This is a genomic window from Flavobacterium sp. LM4 (assembly GCF_002017935.1).
Classification (GTDB): domain Bacteria; phylum Bacteroidota; class Bacteroidia; order Flavobacteriales; family Flavobacteriaceae; genus Flavobacterium; species Flavobacterium chungangense.
In genome coordinates this window covers 2,792,854-2,812,842 of sequence record NZ_MUFW01000001.1, presented here as the reverse complement: position 1 = coordinate 2,812,842, position 19,989 = coordinate 2,792,854, and the positions used below count along the sequence as shown (strand labels likewise).

The following is a 19,989-nucleotide window of genomic DNA, read 5'->3' as shown; positions in this document are numbered from 1 at the left end:
TTTTTTAGTCAAATCAATTTTTTTAATCAATTTCACACAACGGGTTATTGTAATAATTTATTTTGTTATTCCAATTATCACTCCGAAATTACCATCTGTTTGTATCCAGTTTTTTTCTGGTAAATACGTTCGTGAAACAAATCCATCCAAATATAAGGCATTTAAACAACCTAGTTTTTTAAAGTATTCTGCAAACTGATAGAAATTTATTTCCTTTTTGGACATTGCAAATACTATTTCGTTGTTTGGGAGAATTCCAACACCATTTCGAATATTTAAGTTTGTCGAATTTTCTTTAAAAGCGGGGTGAATTTTTCCGTTAATTACTAACATTGGCCCTGATTGCGTGGCATATTTTATTTTACCATTATCTGTAAAATCATTTGTTAAGCAAATAATTGGTGTTGTGTTAGTAGTTATGTAAAAAACTCCATTTGGTTTAAGATAAAAATTTCCCTCACCTTGAGTTGTATCGATTTCAACTTTCTTAACCTTATTCTCAATGTAGAGCCCTTGTGGTGAGCTGTCTTTTTTATACATTCCTCCATTGGTTGCAAAAACAAGTTCTCTTTTTTGTTTTGTCAATTCAACCTTTAGATTTTCAGCATTTTTAAAATTTTCACCTTCCTGGTTTTTCCAATAAAATTCAACTTTTAGTTTTTTTGGATTAACGGTATAGCTAATGAAACGTTCATCATCATTTTTTGGCTCTTTAGATTGTACAAAAAAGCCAACTGAAGTGAACAAAATTATAATTAATACTATGACAGCTTGTTTTCTCTTCATTTTTTTAGCATTTGGAAAAGCTTCCTGCAACAAATTCGATAACTAATTAAAATTTAATTTCGGCTGTGAAACTTAATTTTTAACAGTTGAATTCATAATTTTGATTGTTTTTGAAATATCGATGAAGTCTTTCATGTATTTATTTTTTTCGTCTTCATCAATTGTATTCAGCACCACAATAACAATAGTTGTTTTACATTCTATGACTAATGTAATTTGCTGGCTTTTGTCTAAATAATCATATGTTATAACCTTATATTTTCCGGTTAAAAAATTATCTTTATGAATATTCTCGAATTTTAATTCCTGCTCTCCAATTTTTACTCCTTTATTGTTTTCTTTTTGATATTGGTTTTCAATTTCAATCCAATTATCAATTTCAGGTGCGGTTTCATAATCGTTACCAAAAACATAAATATAAGTTTTATCACTTACATTTTTTTCATCAGGGACAATAAAAAAAGGAACAGGACCATCCTGAACCTGAATCCAGTTTTTAGGCATATCTACCAATAAAGTATGCTTTTTTGATACAATCATTTTAGTTTGAGCTTTTGAATAATTAATGCTCATTACAAGTATAAATAGAATAAAGTATCTTTTACTTTTCATTATGGTTGTTATTATATTAGGTTGTCTTAAGTTTTCTGTTAAAATTTGTGTTGCTGTAAAAGATCACAAGTTGTGGTTATGGTTTCTTGCACAATCTATTTTTGTCTTTATAACTCAATTATTTTTTATAAATATTTTTTACTCAAAAAATCAGCAAGCCGTTTTATACTGACTAATCTTGACTAATCAAGAATGTCGGCTGTATTTTTATTCAGACAGCAATTTATAAAATTCAGAATTATTTTGAATTTCAGCGATTATTTGCCCTCTCTCTTGTTCGTTCATCATTCCGCCCAATCTCCAGTAACTTAACTCAATTTTTCTATTTAAGAAATTTATGTAGTAATAAGTATATTCATTTTTATTTCTGGTTTCTTTTGTTGCTGTAACATTTTTAAAAGAATTTTCTAATTGGGCTTTTAAATCTTCTTTTTTGTGGTTTTTCAGCAAAGCATTGAATGTAATATTTACAAGTTCAGAATTACTTGCTAAACCATTTTCAATAATGTTTGGTATTAAAATATCATAAGCTTTCTCTTCTTGATTTAGACCCAAATAACATTTAGAGTACATTTGCGCCATATAAATTTCTTCCGCAGCGAATTCATTTCCGCAAAAATGGCGATATGGATATTTTTTAGTTAAATCAAGGTAACTTATTGCGCCTTGAAAATTTTTATTTTTTATCTCTAAATCAGCAAGTATTTTGCAAGCTCTGTTTTTATAATTTGCATAGGGCTCTCCCATTAATCCTGAGCCAATTCCACCTTTTTCTTTGTCATTTGCTTCACTTTCTAAGACTTTTAAAAAAGTGTTTTTAGCATTCTTGTAATCCTCAAGTTCAAATTCTGCAAATCCTTTGTTATTTAAAGCCCTGAAAATAAGTTTTGATTTTGGATATTCTGCTATTAATTCTGTGTAGTTTTTAATTACTTTATTTAGAATTTTTTCTTTGATTTCAATAGAAAATTTCTGTTTTATTTTTTCGTCCTTATCTATGCCAACCGTGTCTTTTGCTCTTACAATTTGATATAATTCATCATGCAATAGTTCTTGTATTGCTACTGTTTTCTCAAATAAAATTAAATCTTCATTTAAGCTCTTTTTCTGTCCAAAACTAATTGATGAAAATAAAAGCAAGATTGTAATTAAAATATTTTTCATGATTTTTAAATTTTGAAATAGCATTATCAACGGTTCACAACTATCTACTGCTTATGGAAATAAAAACGAAGTTATGGAAAAAACTCTTTCCCATAAAAACAAAGCCAGCAATTTGAGGAAGTTGCTGTTAGTAGTTTTTGCGTTCTTTCCCCAAACTTTTCATATATAGTTGTCGATTTAAAACGAATTATTTCCTGCTTTTCAAAAAATTAAAAAAATGCTAATATTCATTAAACTTATAATAGACATACACGAGGGTTGTAGGTGTTTTTATTTATCCATCTCATCGAAAATAAGAAGTTCATTGAGATAAATCCCTAATTGGCATGACAATCTATCTTCTTCTTTAAAAGAAGCTGTTCCGCTTAATCTTCTTAAGCTCTCCTTTTCACTAGTTGAATTATCGGATTCAATTTTGTATTCTACTTCTCTACCCTGATATTTCATTTTCGTAATGTAAGGATTAGTTCGTTTTCGAAATAGTCCTGGTTCATTTTTTTCAAAGATCCAAACCTGATCATCTCCTTGAATATTAATGATTAATTTCGGTTTCTTCCATATCCAACCCCAATATTCAATACTCCCAATTTTATTTGATTCTAATAGAATCTCAAATCCTTTAACAGTGAAAAATTTAGAAATTGGCTTAATATGATATGTCTTGCCCTCAGTCTGTAGCTCTCCTGTCAAAGTTGACATAATCATCAATGTAGACTTTATCGAATTTTCGTCTATAATATTGTAATTCATTCTGTTATGGAAGATATAGAGAGGATTTACAAAAACCGTTTTTTTAGTAAATGATATTTTTCTATTCATACCTGTGTTCAATAAAATCAATCATATATTCAACCCCTTTTAGGTAAATTAGTGTAAATTATATTGCATATTATTATTTTCCGAATATAATAAAATTATTTTCACAAATCATCTATAGCGTATTTTGGTTGTCCTTAAATTCTCCAAGGCTCAACTGCCATTTTTAAAATCATAAAACCTATAATAGTCAGCAATAAAAAAAAATGCACGAAAAATATATCTTCGTGCATTTTTAGGTCCCTACCGTATATTTTATTTTTTAAAATTAGAGTTTAATTCCTTCATTCCCTGAAAAACTAATCTGGCAACTTCAACTCCTCCTTTGGTTTGAAAATGAGTATTGTCTTTTTGGCCTTCCGGATAGGCTTCATATACGCCTGCGGGTAAATTCATGAAGTAGTTTTCAGTAACGTAAGGCTGTCCTTTTTTGGTAAAAAATTCTCTTGAAGCTTTGTTTAAATCTATTAAAGAAACCTTCATCTCTGTGGCAACATCTTTGGGTGCTTTATCATATTCGCCATGGGCATTGTTTAAAATATTTTCTTTCCACGGGAAATTCCTTGCTACAGGAGTCAGGATAATAGGATACGCTCCTTTTTCTCTTGCCTGCGATACAAAAAGCCTTAAAAACTCTTTGTACCCTTCAACATCTACATATCTTTCTGTTTTATCTACAGCTCCGTCATTATGTCCAAACTGCATGATAACTACATCTCCTTTTTTAAGGTTTTCATATACGGATCTCCAGCGTCCTTCCTGAAAAAATGTTCTGGTGCTTCTTCCTCCTCTTGCCCGGTCATCTACAAAAACACTATCTGTTTTTATTAAATTCTTTACTTGTTTTAAACTGTCTTTCGCAAAAAATTGTTGAAAAACCTGTCCCCAGCCAGTCACCGGATATCTCGTTTTCATATAATCTTTTCCCGGTTCATAATTATTGGCATAATCTGCCATAGTCGAATCCCCGATTAGATAAACGGTTGTTATATTGGATTTTTTTATTGTGAAAGCCATAATCATAAGGCTGGCAGCAATGCAAAAAATTGAAACTGTAAATTTTGAATTCATTATTTATTTAAGTTTTTAATTAAAAAATCATAGATATAATTGACCGTAGGATCAACCCAGGGTTCAAACAGCCAGAAGGGATGCATTTTTACATCAAATTTATGAACTTCGGTATAAATTCCCCATTCTTTCATCATCCCGACTAACTCGTCCTGACCTGCATGAAATCTCGAAAATCCACTGTTAATGAATAAAACGGGACAGGAATTTTCGTTTGCCCAAAAAATACCGGAAGCGTCTTTCCAGATTTCGGGCTTTTCATAAAATGTACCTCCCAGCCATTCTACATCCGGAGAATTTGGTTTTCTGTTTAAATTTAGAGACGATGGTGCCATAAAATCGACTACCCCATCAATATCAACAATAGCCTGAATTTCACTTGAAAAACCTAAATTTCCATGATCGCCTTCTTTAGATTGCACCCCATTTGTTAGTCCGACCAACATTGCCAGCTGTCCACCAGCCGAACAGCCGGAAATAGCAATTTTATTAGGGTCAATATGATACTTTTCTGCATTTGCCCGCATCCATCTGACAGCCGATTTGATATTGAAAACAGCTGCCGGATATTTTGCTTCCATCGAAAGCTGATATTCTACACATACTGTTACTATGCCTTTGGCAGCTAATTTTTGTGCCATCGGAATTTGTAATGATTTATCTCCCGATCGCCATCCTCCGCCATGAACCATAATCAAAGCAGGATATTTTCCTGATTTCTTTGGAGAGAAAACATCGACATGCAAATCCCTGTCTCCAAAAGGAGTGTTTTTTAATGTGGTGTAAATAATCTGTCGGTGTTCTACAACTCCTGCCGGTAAGATATCTTTAGCTACTTTGATATCCGGAAAATGCCTGAGGTTCTTCTTAAACTCATTTGCTGCAGTAAAAGAAGTATCTCTTGGAATAACACTTACTGTCTTCTGTGCCCAAATTTGGAAACACAGAAAAAAAATTAGAACGAAAATGATTTTATCAAATCTCATTTTTTGCTTATTAAATAATGTAATCAAAATCAATAATAGGATTGAACTTCAAATATACTGACAGTAATCAATTTATTCTTTGATAAACTTCGTTGTTTTAATTTTACCATTATCCAATATAATTTGTATAAAATAGTAACCCACAGAAAATCCTTCAACATTAATGGTTTGTTGAGTTGAATCATTCCCTTTCATCTCTTTTATTTTTGCACCGAAAAGATTATAAATTACAATTTTTTCAATCCCTGTGTCAGTACTCACTGTAAAATCATTGCCTTTTACCGGGTTTGGATAAAAAGAAAATTTATTAGTAAAATTTACATCCTCCACTGATAAATTACATGATGTTGGAGCTCCAGTCGTTGTATTGATACCGTTTATTGTGTTGCTTCCGTTTACTGTTTCTGCTTTATAAGGAATAATCGCATCACCAGTAGGAATAGTAATAGAAGAACAGTTTTGGAATACAAGCCCTGTTACGAAATTGGCAACCATTCCCTTCTTTGCGCTAATCTTCACATTATCGAAAACAACATTGGTAATAAGGGATTCCGGCAAACCATAAAGTACTCCAGCAGTGGCCGAATTGTTTACGGTAATATTTTTGAACGTAATATTTTTCCAGGTTGGTGTTGTACTTGTAACTGTTCCGGGAGTTAATGTTGAGGGTGACGCTGTAGGCTCTTTTGGATACCAACTTGTAATTGTAAACGGAGTCGATACATTTTCCATCGTAACATTCGAATAGTAAAATGTAGTTTCATTCCCCCCACGATCAATAGCTGATTTCAGACGGAATCCGTTGGAAGTGCCGTTAAAACTGCAATTATCGACAAAAACATTGTTTACATTAGAAGTGTAGCTTCCCACCGAAACACCGTGACCCTCACCAAAAGCACAATTTTTAATTTTAATATTCTGAGAATTGGCATCTACTGCCACATCATCGTCACCCACAGAGAATTTACAGTTCAGCACATCCAATCCGTCCCAGTACCATACATCCAGTGCATCTGTGTTTGGAGCAGTTTCCGGTGCAATAACTGTTACATTTTTGATTGTTCCGTTTCCACCACGGCCACTGCCGCTTTTTCCCATGGTAAGACTAACATTTGGGGCGTTGTGTACTGTAATATCAGAAATTAAAACCTTATTACAGGCCTTAAAACGTATTATCCCCGGACGGCCGATACCAGTAGCATCAAAGGCTGTCCACCAGGCGCTGCCATCTCCTTCTATAGTTCCCCCTCCGGTTATGGCAATATTGGTAAGGTTTTCTCCATAAATAAAGGTTGTATAACTATCCGTCGTTCCGCTGTTTGGATAAGAACCGGCAGGAGATCCATTTCCGTTTCCGTAAGGCATCAACTGTAGGGTCGCACCGGCAGAAATTTGAAGATTAACATTGCTTTTCATCGTAATGGGACCACTAAAAAAAGGTGAAGCAGCGGCAGGAACGACAACGGTTCCCCCTCCTGCAGCGTTTGCGGCAATAATAGCTGCATTTATAGCTGCCGCATTATCAAGATTGAAAGTGCTTCCCCCATATAATGCCTCGGTAATCACATATTGAGTGGCAGGTATGTTAGGCAGGATTTGTGTAGTGGCGGCATCAGGAAAAGTCTCTGCCACAAATTGTGCAACACGGGTGGTATTTGCGGTCATAGCAAACGTAATTGTTCTATTTGTCGAAACAAGAGTTCCGTTACCATCTACCCATTTTGAAAAAACATATCCATATTCTGGATTTGCCGTCAAACTTATCTGGATTCCTTCTGCATATTGGGTACCGGATAGATTCCCAATTATTGCTCCCGATGAAGCAGGACTCACATTGGTTGTCAAACTATACATGGTAACACTGGGGTCATTGGTCACTTTTTCAAAATAATCAAAATTACCTACATAGTTATTTCCCGAGACAGGTTTAAATACAAAATACAAATCATGTGTGCCTGCCGTTTGGCTTATTGCAGCAGAAACAATTTGATAAGTTGTCCAATTTGCCGTTGAAGTCGCATTAACACTGGCTGTACCAATCAGAGTACCAGCAACTGCATCTATTCTTATTTCAACAGTCCCGGCCAAAGTCCCAACTGTTTGTGATCCGGTTTGCGTTTTACTGGCAGCTGCGATATCAAAACGGGTATCATATTGACTAAAAACATGTCCTGCGAATTTAACCCAATATCCATTTTTGCAACTTCCGATATTCTTACCTCCGGAGAGAGCCGCATTAGCTTCTGTAGATACACCATTGTAGGCGCTATAGTTTTCTGCTTCAATACGCTGAATTGTTTGCGAAAATACTGTTAATGAATAGAGTACCAGTAATAAGGAAATAAAATATTGTTTTTTCATATTTAATTTTTTTTAGTTTTTAATCACTTTTACTTTATATACTACTCCTTCTGTATTTTTCATACTAATAATGTAAACACCGGAAGTCAATGTGCTTAAATCTACTGATCGGGTTGTATTTGCTGCTAAAATACCTTGCTTAACCTTTTGTCCCAGAATTGAATAAACTTGATAATTTACGCTTCCGGTTCCTTCTGGCAATGTTAGGTTCACGATATTATTTGTCGGTATTGGATATGCACTTACTTCTTTTGATTGATTTTTCGTCCCTAAACCCAAAGTACCCAAAGTACTGATAGCGCTCAAACCACCATATTCACTAACAGATTGTACTGTATAAACATAATTACCTCCTGCTGTTGCACTAATATCTTCATAAGCTGCATCAGTTGTAATTGCCAGTACCTTGCCGTCTCTGCTTACAACATAACAAATCGCATATTGATTATCATACCATTTAAGAGTGTTGTTACCAAGATTCAAAAGATTAGTTGGAGCAGCAACTTGTTCCACCACCAAACGCGGATCCCATTTGTCTGTACCGCTAAGGACATTCTCTATAGTGTATTGATCTGCCTGTGCTTTGGTCAAAATTGGATTATAATTTCCTGTCTGATTAACACCACTTACTGAAAATACATTGGTTCTGTTCGCAGTATTGACCGCTACTCCACTTCCATTTACACTATTATATTCTGCAAAAAGTGCCGGTAAAGTTCCCATACTTGCCCAACCTATTGTATTTGGCTCATTTACCATTGTAGTATTTATATAAACAGCTCTTGGCGCATTTTGCCAGGGACGGCCTAAATAATAACTGGTAGTTGCAGTAATGGTATTGTTGTTAAAAATATATCCGTACTGAACATCGGCAGTATGATTTGGAGCCACGATGTAACCGCCTCCTGAAGTCAATTTACATTCTTCAAACCAGTGTGTTCCTCCTCCACAGATAAAATCTACATCACCTTCAATAGTTGATTTATAGTAAAAACTTCTATTTCCGCCTGTAACCTGGGTATCCTGCTTGCTTCTTAATTTGATTCCGTTATATACATTTCGGTCTCCGGCAGGGTTTAGTGCTGGTCTTTGGCCTGATGTTGTGATTCCGTCTTTGTGTTCTATTGTTATATTCTCCATGTATAAATCATTGGCTTCAATAGAAAGAACCGCATTCTTGATTCCCCATCCCGGATTTCCCTGAAGTATTACCTTGTCTTTTGACTGAGCAATTAAGGATACATTATTTTTTCCTGACGGAAGCTGAAGTACAATTCCCTGAGGGCTTGTTCCGTCACCTCCAAGATTATAAGTTCCGTTCGTAATCAGTATCAAAAATCTGGCTGATGAATTCGAGGGTGCTGCAGTAAATGCCTCTGCAATGGTTTTTACGTATTTTCCTGAAGCTATTTGATCTACTGTTGCATTTGCATCAACAATTAAATTGAATACACGTTTTGCAGGAACCGGTTTTTCCATTGTTTTAAATGATAGAGAAACTGCCGCAGCATTATTACCCGAAAGATCTGTAACCAATCCTGCTGGCAGACTAAAAGTATATTGTGTATTATAGTCTAAACCGAAATAGCTGAATTTTACTGTTTTATTTACAAATTCTGCCGTTAAATTTTTTCCGTTAAGTGTTGCCAATCCTGTACCTAACTTCACTTTTTCATCGTAATTAAGGATAATATTTCCGCTGGCACCAGCCGTTGTTGAAGCATTCGCAGGAAGTGAAGACAAAAGCACCGGAGCAACTGCATCCGAAACTAAAACTTCTTCTGCTTTAATCATCACATTAGACAAAACTGTTGCAGTTACATCGGTTGCACTTCCGTGTTTTGGTCCGTTCACATTTGGAAACCATCTCAGATATATTTTTGCTTTTCCTTCTGCTTCAACCGGAAGTATTCCTCCGATTGGCGTAACTGAGCTTGTATTTATGGTTGTTAAGCCTGAAATATTCTGAAAAGTCACACCATCAAGTGAATATTGAAAAGTCCATTCGTCACAGCCATAATAGTAACCAATCAGTCCTGATGAAATAGTAATATTTTTATATCCAACCGTTGAAAAAGAGGTACTAAAATAGAAGAAATCGCCTCTAACCGTATTCCAAACACAGAAACCATTTTTCCCGCCTCTATTTTGCAGTCTCACATTCGGAGCAAAAACATTATCTGCAACATTATAAGCAGATAGCTCAGGCTTGTTTTCAACTTTAGAAAATAATTCGGTAATTCTTGGATTAGCATACTGATCATTTTTAAATGTCCAGCCTGCTATAAATGTTGCGTTATCGTAAGTTCCTGTGATAGATCTGTTTTCGGTCATTGTAACAGCAGTACTTAAAGCTGTTGATCCGTCAGACCAATTGTTGAATTTAATAATATCATTTTCAACCGCTGTAACCGTAACATTTGTTCCTGTTTCGTAAACAGAAAACGCACCATCTTTACCTGCAGGAGAAACTGTATATTCGCCTAAACCGAAAGCACCAGCAACATTTACATTTAAGGTATAGGTATTCACTGTTGCATATTCTGCAACAAGAGTTGAATTAGAAGTAATCGTAAAAGTATATGGATTTGCCGTTGAAACAGGAGTTTCGTTTCCATCTGTCCATCTAACAAAATTATAACCAAAGTTTTTATTTGCGGTTACAGTAATGGCAGTTCCATCAACAAAACTAACTCCCCCGGGATTCGAAGAAACTGTACCCGATGCGGCAGGACTTACATTCGTAGTTAAACTATAAGTAATCGCACCCGGAATGGTAGTAACTTTTTCTAAATAATCTAAATTAAATAAGTAACCCGTATTGGTTGTATGCTTAAAAACCAGATATAAATCATGTGTTCCGGTTGTAGGTATAATTGTTGTTGAAAATTTTTTGTAATCGGTAAATCCGGTTGATCCGCTTACTGTTACAGTTCCAATTAAAGTTCCGGTTGCCGAACCCAATCGCAACTCAATCGTCCCTCCTGTTGCTCCGGCTGCCAAAATATTAAAGCTACTGTCGTATTGATTAAAAACATGTCCGGTAAAGCTAATCCAGGTATTATTTTTAATGTATCCAACATTTTTTCCTCCGGAAAGCGCAGCATTATTTTCTGCTTTTGCGCCTGAAGCCGTATTAAATGCTTCTGCTTCAATTTTTTGAATGGTTTGTGAAAATCCCATTACTGAAAAGAGCATCAGTAACAAGAACATAAAGCATTGTTTTTTCATTTGTGGTTTGGTTTTAGTTAGTAAGTTATTTTTTCCTGCTCCGATTTTAATTTCGGAGAAAGGTTCATTCTATTTAATTTCTCATATTTAAATAATTTTCATCAGTTCGAGTAATCCCGCCCAAAAGCGGGATTGTATAGAGAACCGTAAACTATCAAAACGGTTCCCTATAGATTTTTTTTCTATATCGATTACAGAAAACACTCGAATTGATTTTTTTAATATTTTAATTATAATCCTGAGCTTAGAACTAATCACTAGGGACTATTTACTAAGGACTAATCACTAATTACTCAACAAGTTTTACCTCGTCTTTAATTGACTCCAGCACTTTTATATCTTCATCAAAAGTCATTTTCTGACCATTTTTCTTCAATGATATTTCTTTTGTAGAAGTACCTCCAACCCAAAACAATTGGTTTTCTCCGGTAGCTTTAAAACTTCCGACATTTATATTCTGGCTGTTTGAAAGACTGATCGCTATACCCGGTTTATCCAATCTTAGATCAATATTTTCAAAATCTATTTTACTTCCATAATTGATTTGGATCCCTGTTTCTGATCGAATAACCATGTTTTTAAATTGCAGGTTTTCAACAGGCATTTCCGGAATTCCCATAATTTTCAAAGCTTGTTTGGCTCCGTTTACATAAATATTTTTGAAATATATGTTTTTAAACGAAGGAGTTTCTTCAGAAACCACCATTTTTTCAACCGTCATTTCGCCTGTTTCCGGATCTTCATCAATTGCTTTTCCAAAATAATACAGGTTGAAATTGATAGCATCTGTTGGAATATTGTTCATTTTTATATCTTCCATCCAAATGTTTTCAACTGCGCCGCCACGTCCTCTTACCGATTTAAATCGTAAACCACAATCCGTACCGTTAAACGTCAGGTTTTTAACAAAAATATTTTTAACACCTCCGGACATTTCGCTTCCAATTACAAAACCGCCATGCGCATGATAAACCACACAATCTGTAATTACGAATAACTCCGTTGGTTTTCCACGATCCCTGCCTTCTTTATCTTTACCTGATTTGATGCAGATTGCGTCATCACCCACATCAAAACGACAGTTGGTTACCCTACCGATTCTGCAAGATTCTAAGTCAAGACCGTCTCCGTTTTGAGAATACCACGGATTACGAATGGTTAGATTACTCAACGTAACATGCTCACACATTAACGGATTAACATTCCAAGCTGGTGAGTTCTGAAAAGTAACACCATCCAATAATAGTTTTTTACAATTCACAAGACTTACCATTACTGGACGAAGCGCCTGCTTGTAAGGCTCCATATTTTCAACAGTAGCCGTTTTAGGAAGTTTATCTTTTTCTTCGTTGCCAATATAGGCTCCTTCTGAAGGGTACCAAATTTTGCGGTCTTTAGATAATACTCCTCCGGATTTTATAAGCTCTTTCCATTGCCCGTCGGTCATTTTGCCAATTTTAACCGGGCGCCATGCAGAACCGTTTCCGTCAAAAATTCCTTCTCCTGTAATGGCAATATTTTCTAAGCCAACTCCCATAATTGGAGATTCACAGCGAATCACCTTATTTCCTTCAAAATAGGATTCTATCAGTTTGTATTGTTTCACATCACTTGTAAACGAAATAAAAGCACCGTTTTTGGTATGAAGATTTACGTTGCTTTGCATCTTTATCGGACCGGTAGTCCACATGCCTGAAGGAATAACAACGACGCCTCCACCCGATTTTGAGCATTTTGTGATAGCATCATTAATCGCTTTTGTACAAAGTTGTTCTGTGTTTGGAACAGCCCCAAAATCAACAATATTCAAAGTATCTTTTTTAAATTTTGGAAGCTGTACTTCCGGCATATCAAAAGGAAGTTTACTTTCTGTTGAAACTTTGTTTTTTTGTTTAGCTTTATTTTGAGCAACGATACTGCTACAGAAAATCAGGGAGAACATTACTAATCCGATAAAGGAAACTGATTTAATTTTTATCATAATTATTTTATATTTTAATAGCTGCTATAATTTTTTTGAAGCAGAAAAATTGAATGTTTTCAGGCGTGTAGTCCCGCTGTTCGTTGCAATCTTTTATGCCGAACACCGGCACAAAAGGATTTCCTCTTCTATCGGGGCTAAATAGAAATATTTTGTTTTTTAAAGGACAATTCAATTATTTTTTATCCAAAATCTTTTGCAATTCAATACCCGCCATAATAAACGGACCAACTGCTTTTGCATCGTCGTCTCTGATAGGTTCTGAAATATAATATTCGAATGAACCATCACGGTCTTTAGGATTTTTTCCTCCTAATCCGGCAACGGCACAGCATTTTGTAATAGAAATTGTTCCATCGGTATTTTCTTTGATGAACTGTTTCTGGATCCCGTTAAAACCAATCCTTGCCGATTTCAGAAATTTTGAACCTACATATCCATTTCGATACGCCTTGGCAAAAGAATACACAAACATGGTTGAACAGGTTGATTCCAGATAATTGCCTTTGCGTCGCGGCTGATCCATCACCTGCCACCATACTCCCGAATCTTTTTCCTGAGCTTTAAGGACTGCCGTGAATACTTTTTGGAGAATTTTAATCAAATCTTTTCTGTTTGGATGATCTTTTGGTATAAAATCTAAAATATCCACCAAAGCCATACAATACCATCCCTGAGCGCGTCCCCATATGTGAGAGGAACGTCCGGTTTCTTTATTTGCCCAGAATTGAACCTTCTTCTCATCATAACCATGAAAATTCAGTCCGGTTTTTGAATCAAAAGTGTGTTTTTGAATGAGTTCTGCCTGTAAAATCGCATCATCAATTGACTTCGGAACATTAAAAACGGCGCCATATTCTGCAGAAAACGGATCTGCCATATAAACGCCGTCAAGCCACATCTGCCATGGATAACTTTTTTTATGCCAATAGCCTCCATCGGAGTTTCTTGGATGACCTTCCAACTGTTTGTGGAGTGTGTCCATTGCTTTTTTATATCGCTCCTCGCCTGTCTTTTTATAAATCTCAAAAAGAATTTTTCCGGAGTTTATTAAATCAAGACTGTACTTTTCCAGTTCATAACCTCCCAATATTTTGCCTTCCTTATTAATAAGCTGGTCAGCATAGGAAAATCCGTAATCCCAGTACTTTTGTTCTTTGGTATAGTCATATAACTGCTGATTCGCAAGGGTTACCAATCCGTTTGTATAATTCCATTTAGGAAATTTTACCCCATCAAGGAATACAGGATTTGGAGTACGTTTTTGATCAGAATCGGCCATTTTCTTTGCCCATTCAATCGGTGAAATTTGGTTATCCTTTGGTTTTGATTGTCCAAATGAAGCCAAATGGCAAACCAGAATTGAGAGGATGCAATATTTAATTTTGTTTGTCATTGTTTTTTCACTTAATAATCTGTGATAACTGATTTAAAACGATTCTCGAAACATTTAATATTTCTTATTGTACTAAACACCTATTTTACCCAGGTGTCACCCTGAGTCCATTCGACTTCGCTCAGGATAAACTAAGTCGAAGGCTTTTCAATTGGAAAGGGCTTCGACTCCGCTCAGCCTGACAACATTTTATTTTTTTTGTTACTTATCTTCTTCTACTCTAAACCAATCGTAATCGGCATAACTGCTGTCACTAATAAGTTTCGTTCCTGTTGCAAACAATCCTATTTTTGCTCCTACCCAACGGCCTGCAACAAGTTTAAAAGGTTTGCCAAACGCTTTGAATGTCTTTCCATCAGTACTGTAATAAAAAGCCGCTTTTGAGTCAAAAGGCTCTTTGTTTTGTACCATTTCGACCTTAGTACGGAAATAAATTGTTTTTTGATCAATCGGTATTGACGCTACTTCTGTCTCAGTATTCTTAGAAGTACGCGCATCATTCATTAATCGCTGTACTAATTTGAGCTTACCTTCAACATCTTGTTCAATAGCGATGTACGCATAATCTTCACCAAAAAGAATTAGCCCGGTACTGCATTGTTTTGCATCTGGATTGTTTTCAAAAGTGAGTTTTGAGGTGGCTGTAAAGTTTGCACCAGGTAATTTTTGTAATAATTGATTAGGCATCATCCACATAGTTTTTATAGTTTCGTCACGAGGAATACAATTTAAACGCATAAATCCGAGATTGGCAGATAACCATCCCCATTGTTGTCCGGGGTTTTGATTGGCCTGCCACTGCCATTGCAATCCCAATTGATGTCCGTTGAATTCATCCGAAGAAACCAAAGGAGTTGCAGGATAATTTTTGCCCACATTTGGTTTTGTGTATTCCATAACCGGTTCTCCAATACCATCATTGTTGCTGTCTTTTCCCATAATTGGCCAGCCTTCTTTCCAGGTAACAGGCTGAAGATTCACAACTCGCCCGTATGCCCAACGATCCTGAAAGTGTATAAACCATCCGTCTCCATTAGGTGTTTCAACATATCCACCCTGATGTGGTCCGTTCGTTTTTGTATCACCCTGATGCAAAACGATTTTAGATTCATAAGGTCCCCAAACATTTTTAGAACGCATAGCCAGCTGCCATCCTGGTTTTACACCTCCGGCAGGAGCCATAATCCAGTAATAGCCATCTTTCTTGTACATTTTAGAACCTTCAACAGTTGTATGACCATTATGTCCGTCAAAGACCATCGCCGGATTACCAATTAATTTGGTACCATCTGGCGCAAGTTCTGACAACATTAAAACAGTCTTTACAGCCGCACGGCTACCTGCAAATGCATAAGACAGATACGCTTTTCCATCTTCATCCCAAAACGGACAGGTATCAATGATTCCTTTTGCTTCTTTTACCAATACCGGGTCTTCCCAAGTCCCTGCCGGGTCTTTGGTTTTAACCATATAAATTCCGAAATCAGGATCACCCCAATAAATATAATATTCGCCATTGTGATAGCGAATTGATGGAGCCCAGACACCATCCCCATGACGAACAGTAAGATAATGCTCTACGGGAAATTGATTTTGTAATGCATATCCAATTAACTCCCAGTTTACCAGATCATTTGAATGAAGAACAGGAAGTCCCGGAGAACTATTAAAACTCGAAGCAGTCATATAATAACCATCTTTCCCTGCACATACATCCGGATCTGAATAGTCCACATGTAAAATAGGATTCTTGTACTTTCCGTTTCCTAAGTCACCATTCCATCCCTGAGCATTTGCTCCTAATCCATAAACTGTCAGACCTATGGACAGTACTAATTGTTTTAATTTCATTTTAAAAAGTATTTAATCAACATGTTTTTACTAAAAAACATTTATAATAACAGGCACTGATTATCTCCAGACTAAAGTGTCTGAGGTATCAGCATTAGAAAAAACATGGTAGGAAAAAGAAGTATCCGGGGTTAGAATACTTCTTTTTTTAACTAAACAATTAACCAGCAGAAATTAAGGAAGCCATCTAAGATCGCCCACTTTGTTTGTAACAATTGGAGAGTTTGAATCTTTGATTGTTAAATCTCCTGCTTTTGGATTTACGAATAAGTCCTGAGCACTTATTCCTAATGCGGTACCCTGAATACTCGAAGGTCCCAGCAGATAATTTGTAGTGGTATAATTATTACTGAATGCAGTTGTACTGCCTGCAGCAATTGACTGGATAACTTTACCACAAGCTGAGGCTAATAATACATTTTTGAAAACCAAAGTAGATCCTACAGCTGCCGGAAGATTAATCAAACCGCGATTATAAGCATAATCATAAATCGATACATTGGTGTATTCTAAATAAATTGGATAAGTAGACGTACCATAATCGAACAGGTTTTTAAAATTGTACGTATTATTGGTTGTCCCATAATAGTCTCTCATAAAAGTACAATTTTTGAAAATGGCTTCTTTAAAATTGTCAGCTCCGGCAGAACCAAGAACAAAGGTACCATAGGTTCCTGAATGACCTCCTACTTCATCCAGAGTACAATATTCCATCTTAAAGCTTCCTACTTCTTTGTATTTTCCGCTTCCCTGATGTCTCCAGAAACCACGTTTAAAATTATTAAACACACAATTATAGAATGTAACCTCTCCAATTGTCCAAGAAGTTCCACTATTAAAAAAGTAACTGGCATCAATTGTCTGATAAAAACGAATGTTTTCAAAAGCTAATGAGGTTAAAAAGGATCCTTCGGTAATATTCCAGTTTCCGTTCATTTCAATTTGAGGTATTGCTCCCTGAGTTCCACCCGTAAGCTTAAAACCTTTTGAAATAGTAAATGGAGTAATCTTAAATAACGAACCTGCTTCGAGGAAATATTCTGTTCCTTCAGGAATTGTAGCATCAGTATTGTTTTTTCTTAACAATGCATCTAAATCATCCCCTTTCATAACCAAAATTTGTCCTGGTGATGGTCCTGCCGAACGGAAATTAACCTGATTGTATGGCCTGTCATAAACACGTGGCTTATTATTGTCGTAAACATTTACATTGTAGGCTGTACTTTTTTCCAAACCTTCAATTTTAGCCTGCCCAAGACTTATTTCAGCCTGAGTCAATTTACGTCCTATAGCCGGAATTTCCTTAGACTGTGCCGGTGCAACAGAAATACTATCTACCGGATTAGCCGCATCGATTGTCCAGCTTACGGTTACTTCAGTTTCAGTGATATTTACCTTCTCTACAGGTTTCAATATTTGAGCATACGCCGGACGTTCTTCTGTCAAAGCATTTGTATAGGCCCATTGCGAATTAAATTTAGGATTGTCGTTATTCGCACGAACTCTAATGTAGAACTGTGTTTTATAAGGAATATCATCCATCAAAATTTGCGTACCTGTAATCGTATATGATTTGAACAGACTGGAATAGTAATTGTCTAAATGCAATTCTACCGTATAGGAAGCAGCATCATTTACTTTGTACCATACTACTGCAATAGAATTACTTTTAACCACAGGAGCAGTAAGTACAAACTTGGGCTGAAACAAATCTCCAACCTTTGCATAAGCAAAATCGTCTTGCTGGCAAGAGTTTAGCATTCCTCCAAACAAAATCATGCTGAGGAATGATAAAATATAAATAGCTCTTTTTGAATTTTTCATATGTAATTCAATTAATAGTTAAAACCATAATAATTCTGAATAGCCCCACGATGATCCGAAATCACTTTTGAAGGATAAGGACATAAATAACGCAATGGGTCATTTGGAGATTTAGTTGAAGCGTTATTGAAGTTTATGAAACCTCTAAAACTCCACTTAACCTCGTTGTTTGGTTCATAAGCCTGCGTATCGTTATTTAAGGCATACCATTTTGTGGCAAAAGCCGTTTCTGTATAACCTGCGGGTTTCGCTTGTAAAACCGGATCAATTCCTTTTATATCTAAAATTATTCTGCCTGCATTAATTGGATCCGGAATCTCTTTCCAGTAAACGCTTCCCGGAACATTGTCAACACCCGGAACATAAGCTCCATTGGCTACTTTGCCCCAGTTCACGAATTTGTTATATTGATTGTAAATTACCTCGCTGTATTTATTCCAACGGGCTAAGTCAAATTTACGCTTGCTTTCTCCGCCAAGTTCCCAGGCACGCTCATCCATAATGGCCTGAAAAAACAGATCCGGATTTGATTTTGAGGAAACATAGCTATCTACTTTTGCTCCCCAGTCTGCCTGATCAAATGCTCTGCGGCGCACTCGTTTTAAACATTCCTGAGCATCCTGACGAGGACCAAATCGTTCGTTTACCGCTTCAGCATACATCAACAGTACATCTGCAAATCGCATCCAGGAGTAGTTGATACCTGTTCCTTTAGTACTTGTACCTCCTTGTGGGGCTGAGTAAAGTTTTGACCATTTTCCAACAGCCAGCTTAGCTAAATCCAGACGAATTACCTGTTTTAAATTGGCATCATACGAGTAAGGTGCGCAGGTAAGATCACGTCTCAAATCTTTACTGTCAAACGAGTACAAATAGGTTCCTGCTAAATTAAGACTTCCGGAAGCGCTTCCGTAAGGGTGAGTTCCTTCTATAATTGGAATACCAATAGCATAGCCATATTCGCCTGAGATAGATTTCAATAATGGCAATGAAAACATTACATCATCATTAACCGGAGTTACCCAATTGTTTTGCGTAATCCAAAAATTGCGATAACTTAATTTGAGGTCATGCTGTCCTTCATTAATTACTTTTCCTAAATACTGAATGGCAATATCATAATACAATTCATGATTTTCCCCACGAACCATATGACCAATACTGGCTGCATCACTATCCGGGCGTAAAGTCCATCCTCCGCGTGTAAGGGCAAGCAAACCAATCAAACCCTGATTGAAGCTTCTTGATGCACGTTCTGTACCATACTCTAGTACGCTTGCATATTGCATTAATGGCTCTACCGATTTTAAATCGTCTATTAGAAATTCAAGAATTTTATTTCTGTCTGTAACTCCTACTCTAAAATCCTCATCACCTGTTGATGATTTAGTACGAAACACAACGTCTCCCCAGATTCGGATCATATCTAAATATATCATGGCACGGATTGTTTTAGCTTCTCCATACATTTGCGTAATTTTTGAAGGCTCAGTTTTGCTGGCTGTTTTATAAAGATCAGAACCTTCAATTCCTTCAATAACATCATTCGCAGCATTGATAATCTTGTACATGGCATTCCAGGTAGAATTCAGGGTTGTCCAATACGGTTTCGGTTCAAAACAGGCAATGTCAGAGCCGTTAACATTCACCGCAGTAGTGCTTACCGCTGCCATCTCTACATCTGTATTCGGATTAAAAACAAAGGCAAGACGATTAGAATACGTATCATCAGTCAGCATAAGTGTATATACCCCTGCAAGTGCAGATTGTATTTCACTTTCAGAACTAAAAACTTCATCGCCGGTAAAACCGGTTGCCGGATGTACATCTAAATAATCATCACAAGCTGTAAAACAAAGTGCGAAACTAAATAGCATACTTAATAATATCTTTTTATTCATAATTTTAAA

Annotated in this window: 13 protein-coding genes; all 13 read right to left on the bottom strand. The window is 36.0% G+C overall.

What is annotated here, in order from left to right; all coding sequences use genetic code 11:
* Positions 1-57: 57 nt before the first annotated feature.
* Complete coding sequence (locus tag BXU10_RS12460; protein WP_078227988.1) at positions 58-786, bottom strand: phosphodiester glycosidase family protein; 729 nt, start codon at positions 784-786, stop codon at positions 58-60.
* A 72-nt stretch (positions 787-858) separates the two neighbouring features.
* On the bottom strand, positions 859-1,326 hold the full coding sequence (locus BXU10_RS12455) for a hypothetical protein (RefSeq protein WP_123921988.1): 468 nt from the start codon (positions 1,324-1,326) through the stop codon (positions 859-861).
* A gap of 279 nt (positions 1,327-1,605) precedes the next feature.
* Positions 1,606-2,562, bottom strand: a complete 957-nt coding sequence (locus tag BXU10_RS12445; protein WP_078227587.1) for a tol-pal system YbgF family protein — start codon at positions 2,560-2,562, stop codon at positions 1,606-1,608.
* Positions 2,563-2,832: 270 nt separating this feature from the next.
* The gene (locus tag BXU10_RS12440; RefSeq protein ID WP_123921987.1) at positions 2,833-3,381 is read right to left on the bottom strand and encodes a hypothetical protein; all 549 of its coding nucleotides are present in this window, start codon (positions 3,379-3,381) and stop codon (positions 2,833-2,835) included.
* 252 nt (positions 3,382-3,633) lie between these two features.
* Entirely contained in the window at positions 3,634-4,449 is an 816-nt protein-coding gene (locus BXU10_RS12435) for a rhamnogalacturonan acetylesterase (RefSeq protein WP_078227585.1), read from the bottom strand.
* Positions 4,449-5,435, bottom strand: a complete 987-nt coding sequence (locus BXU10_RS12430; RefSeq protein ID WP_078227584.1) for an alpha/beta hydrolase — start codon at positions 5,433-5,435, stop codon at positions 4,449-4,451. The genes BXU10_RS12435 and BXU10_RS12430 overlap by 1 nt, the downstream gene beginning before the upstream one ends.
* 72 nt (positions 5,436-5,507) lie before the next feature.
* On the bottom strand, positions 5,508-7,796 hold the full coding sequence (locus tag BXU10_RS12425) for a glycosyl hydrolase family 28 protein (RefSeq protein WP_078227583.1): 2,289 nt from the start codon (positions 7,794-7,796) through the stop codon (positions 5,508-5,510).
* A 12-nt stretch (positions 7,797-7,808) separates the two neighbouring features.
* Complete coding sequence (locus BXU10_RS12420) at positions 7,809-11,027, bottom strand: pectinesterase family protein (protein WP_078227582.1); 3,219 nt, start codon at positions 11,025-11,027, stop codon at positions 7,809-7,811.
* A 289-nt stretch (positions 11,028-11,316) separates the two neighbouring features.
* Positions 11,317-13,008, bottom strand: a complete 1,692-nt coding sequence (locus BXU10_RS12415; protein ID WP_078227581.1) for a glycoside hydrolase family 28 protein — start codon at positions 13,006-13,008, stop codon at positions 11,317-11,319.
* Positions 13,009-13,183: 175 nt separating this feature from the next.
* Positions 13,184-14,404 (bottom strand): glycoside hydrolase family 105 protein, encoded by a 1,221-nt coding sequence (locus BXU10_RS12410; protein ID WP_078227580.1) that lies wholly within the window; start codon positions 14,402-14,404, stop codon positions 13,184-13,186.
* Positions 14,405-14,605: 201 nt separating this feature from the next.
* Positions 14,606-16,255 carry a glycoside hydrolase 43 family protein gene (locus BXU10_RS12405; RefSeq protein WP_078227579.1) on the bottom strand — a complete coding sequence of 550 codons (1,650 nt, stop codon included), beginning with the start codon at positions 16,253-16,255 and terminating at the stop codon, positions 14,606-14,608.
* Between the two features lie 174 nt (positions 16,256-16,429).
* Positions 16,430-18,079 (bottom strand): DUF5123 domain-containing protein, encoded by a 1,650-nt coding sequence (locus tag BXU10_RS12400; RefSeq protein ID WP_078227578.1) that lies wholly within the window; start codon positions 18,077-18,079, stop codon positions 16,430-16,432.
* 11 nt (positions 18,080-18,090) lie between these two features.
* Complete coding sequence (locus BXU10_RS12395; RefSeq protein WP_078227577.1) at positions 18,091-19,980, bottom strand: RagB/SusD family nutrient uptake outer membrane protein; 1,890 nt, start codon at positions 19,978-19,980, stop codon at positions 18,091-18,093.
* Between the last annotated feature and the right edge of the window lie 9 nt (positions 19,981-19,989).

What these genes read in the sequence shown, in the direction of transcription:
- BXU10_RS12435 (WP_078227585.1), bottom strand. Translation starts at nt 4,449, where the DNA reads ATGAATTCAAAATTTACAGTTTCAATTTTTTGCATTGCTGCCAGCCTT.
- BXU10_RS12445 (WP_078227587.1), bottom strand. Translation starts at nt 2,562, where the DNA reads ATGAAAAATATTTTAATTACAATCTTGCTTTTATTTTCATCAATTAGT.
- BXU10_RS12425 (WP_078227583.1), bottom strand. Translation starts at nt 7,796, where the DNA reads ATGAAAAAACAATATTTTATTTCCTTATTACTGGTACTCTATTCATTA.
- BXU10_RS12440 (WP_123921987.1), bottom strand. Translation starts at nt 3,381, where the DNA reads ATGAATAGAAAAATATCATTTACTAAAAAAACGGTTTTTGTAAATCCT.
- BXU10_RS12430 (WP_078227584.1), bottom strand. Translation starts at nt 5,435, where the DNA reads ATGAGATTTGATAAAATCATTTTCGTTCTAATTTTTTTTCTGTGTTTC.
- BXU10_RS12410 (WP_078227580.1), bottom strand. Translation starts at nt 14,404, where the DNA reads ATGACAAACAAAATTAAATATTGCATCCTCTCAATTCTGGTTTGCCAT.
- BXU10_RS12460 (WP_078227988.1), bottom strand. Translation starts at nt 786, where the DNA reads ATGAAGAGAAAACAAGCTGTCATAGTATTAATTATAATTTTGTTCACT.
- BXU10_RS12420 (WP_078227582.1), bottom strand. Translation starts at nt 11,027, where the DNA reads ATGAAAAAACAATGCTTTATGTTCTTGTTACTGATGCTCTTTTCAGTA.
- BXU10_RS12395 (WP_078227577.1), bottom strand. Translation starts at nt 19,980, where the DNA reads ATGAATAAAAAGATATTATTAAGTATGCTATTTAGTTTCGCACTTTGT.
- BXU10_RS12405 (WP_078227579.1), bottom strand. Translation starts at nt 16,255, where the DNA reads ATGAAATTAAAACAATTAGTACTGTCCATAGGTCTGACAGTTTATGGA.
- BXU10_RS12415 (WP_078227581.1), bottom strand. Translation starts at nt 13,008, where the DNA reads ATGATAAAAATTAAATCAGTTTCCTTTATCGGATTAGTAATGTTCTCC.
- BXU10_RS12455 (WP_123921988.1), bottom strand. Translation starts at nt 1,326, where the DNA reads ATGATTGTATCAAAAAAGCATACTTTATTGGTAGATATGCCTAAAAAC.
- BXU10_RS12400 (WP_078227578.1), bottom strand. Translation starts at nt 18,079, where the DNA reads ATGAAAAATTCAAAAAGAGCTATTTATATTTTATCATTCCTCAGCATG.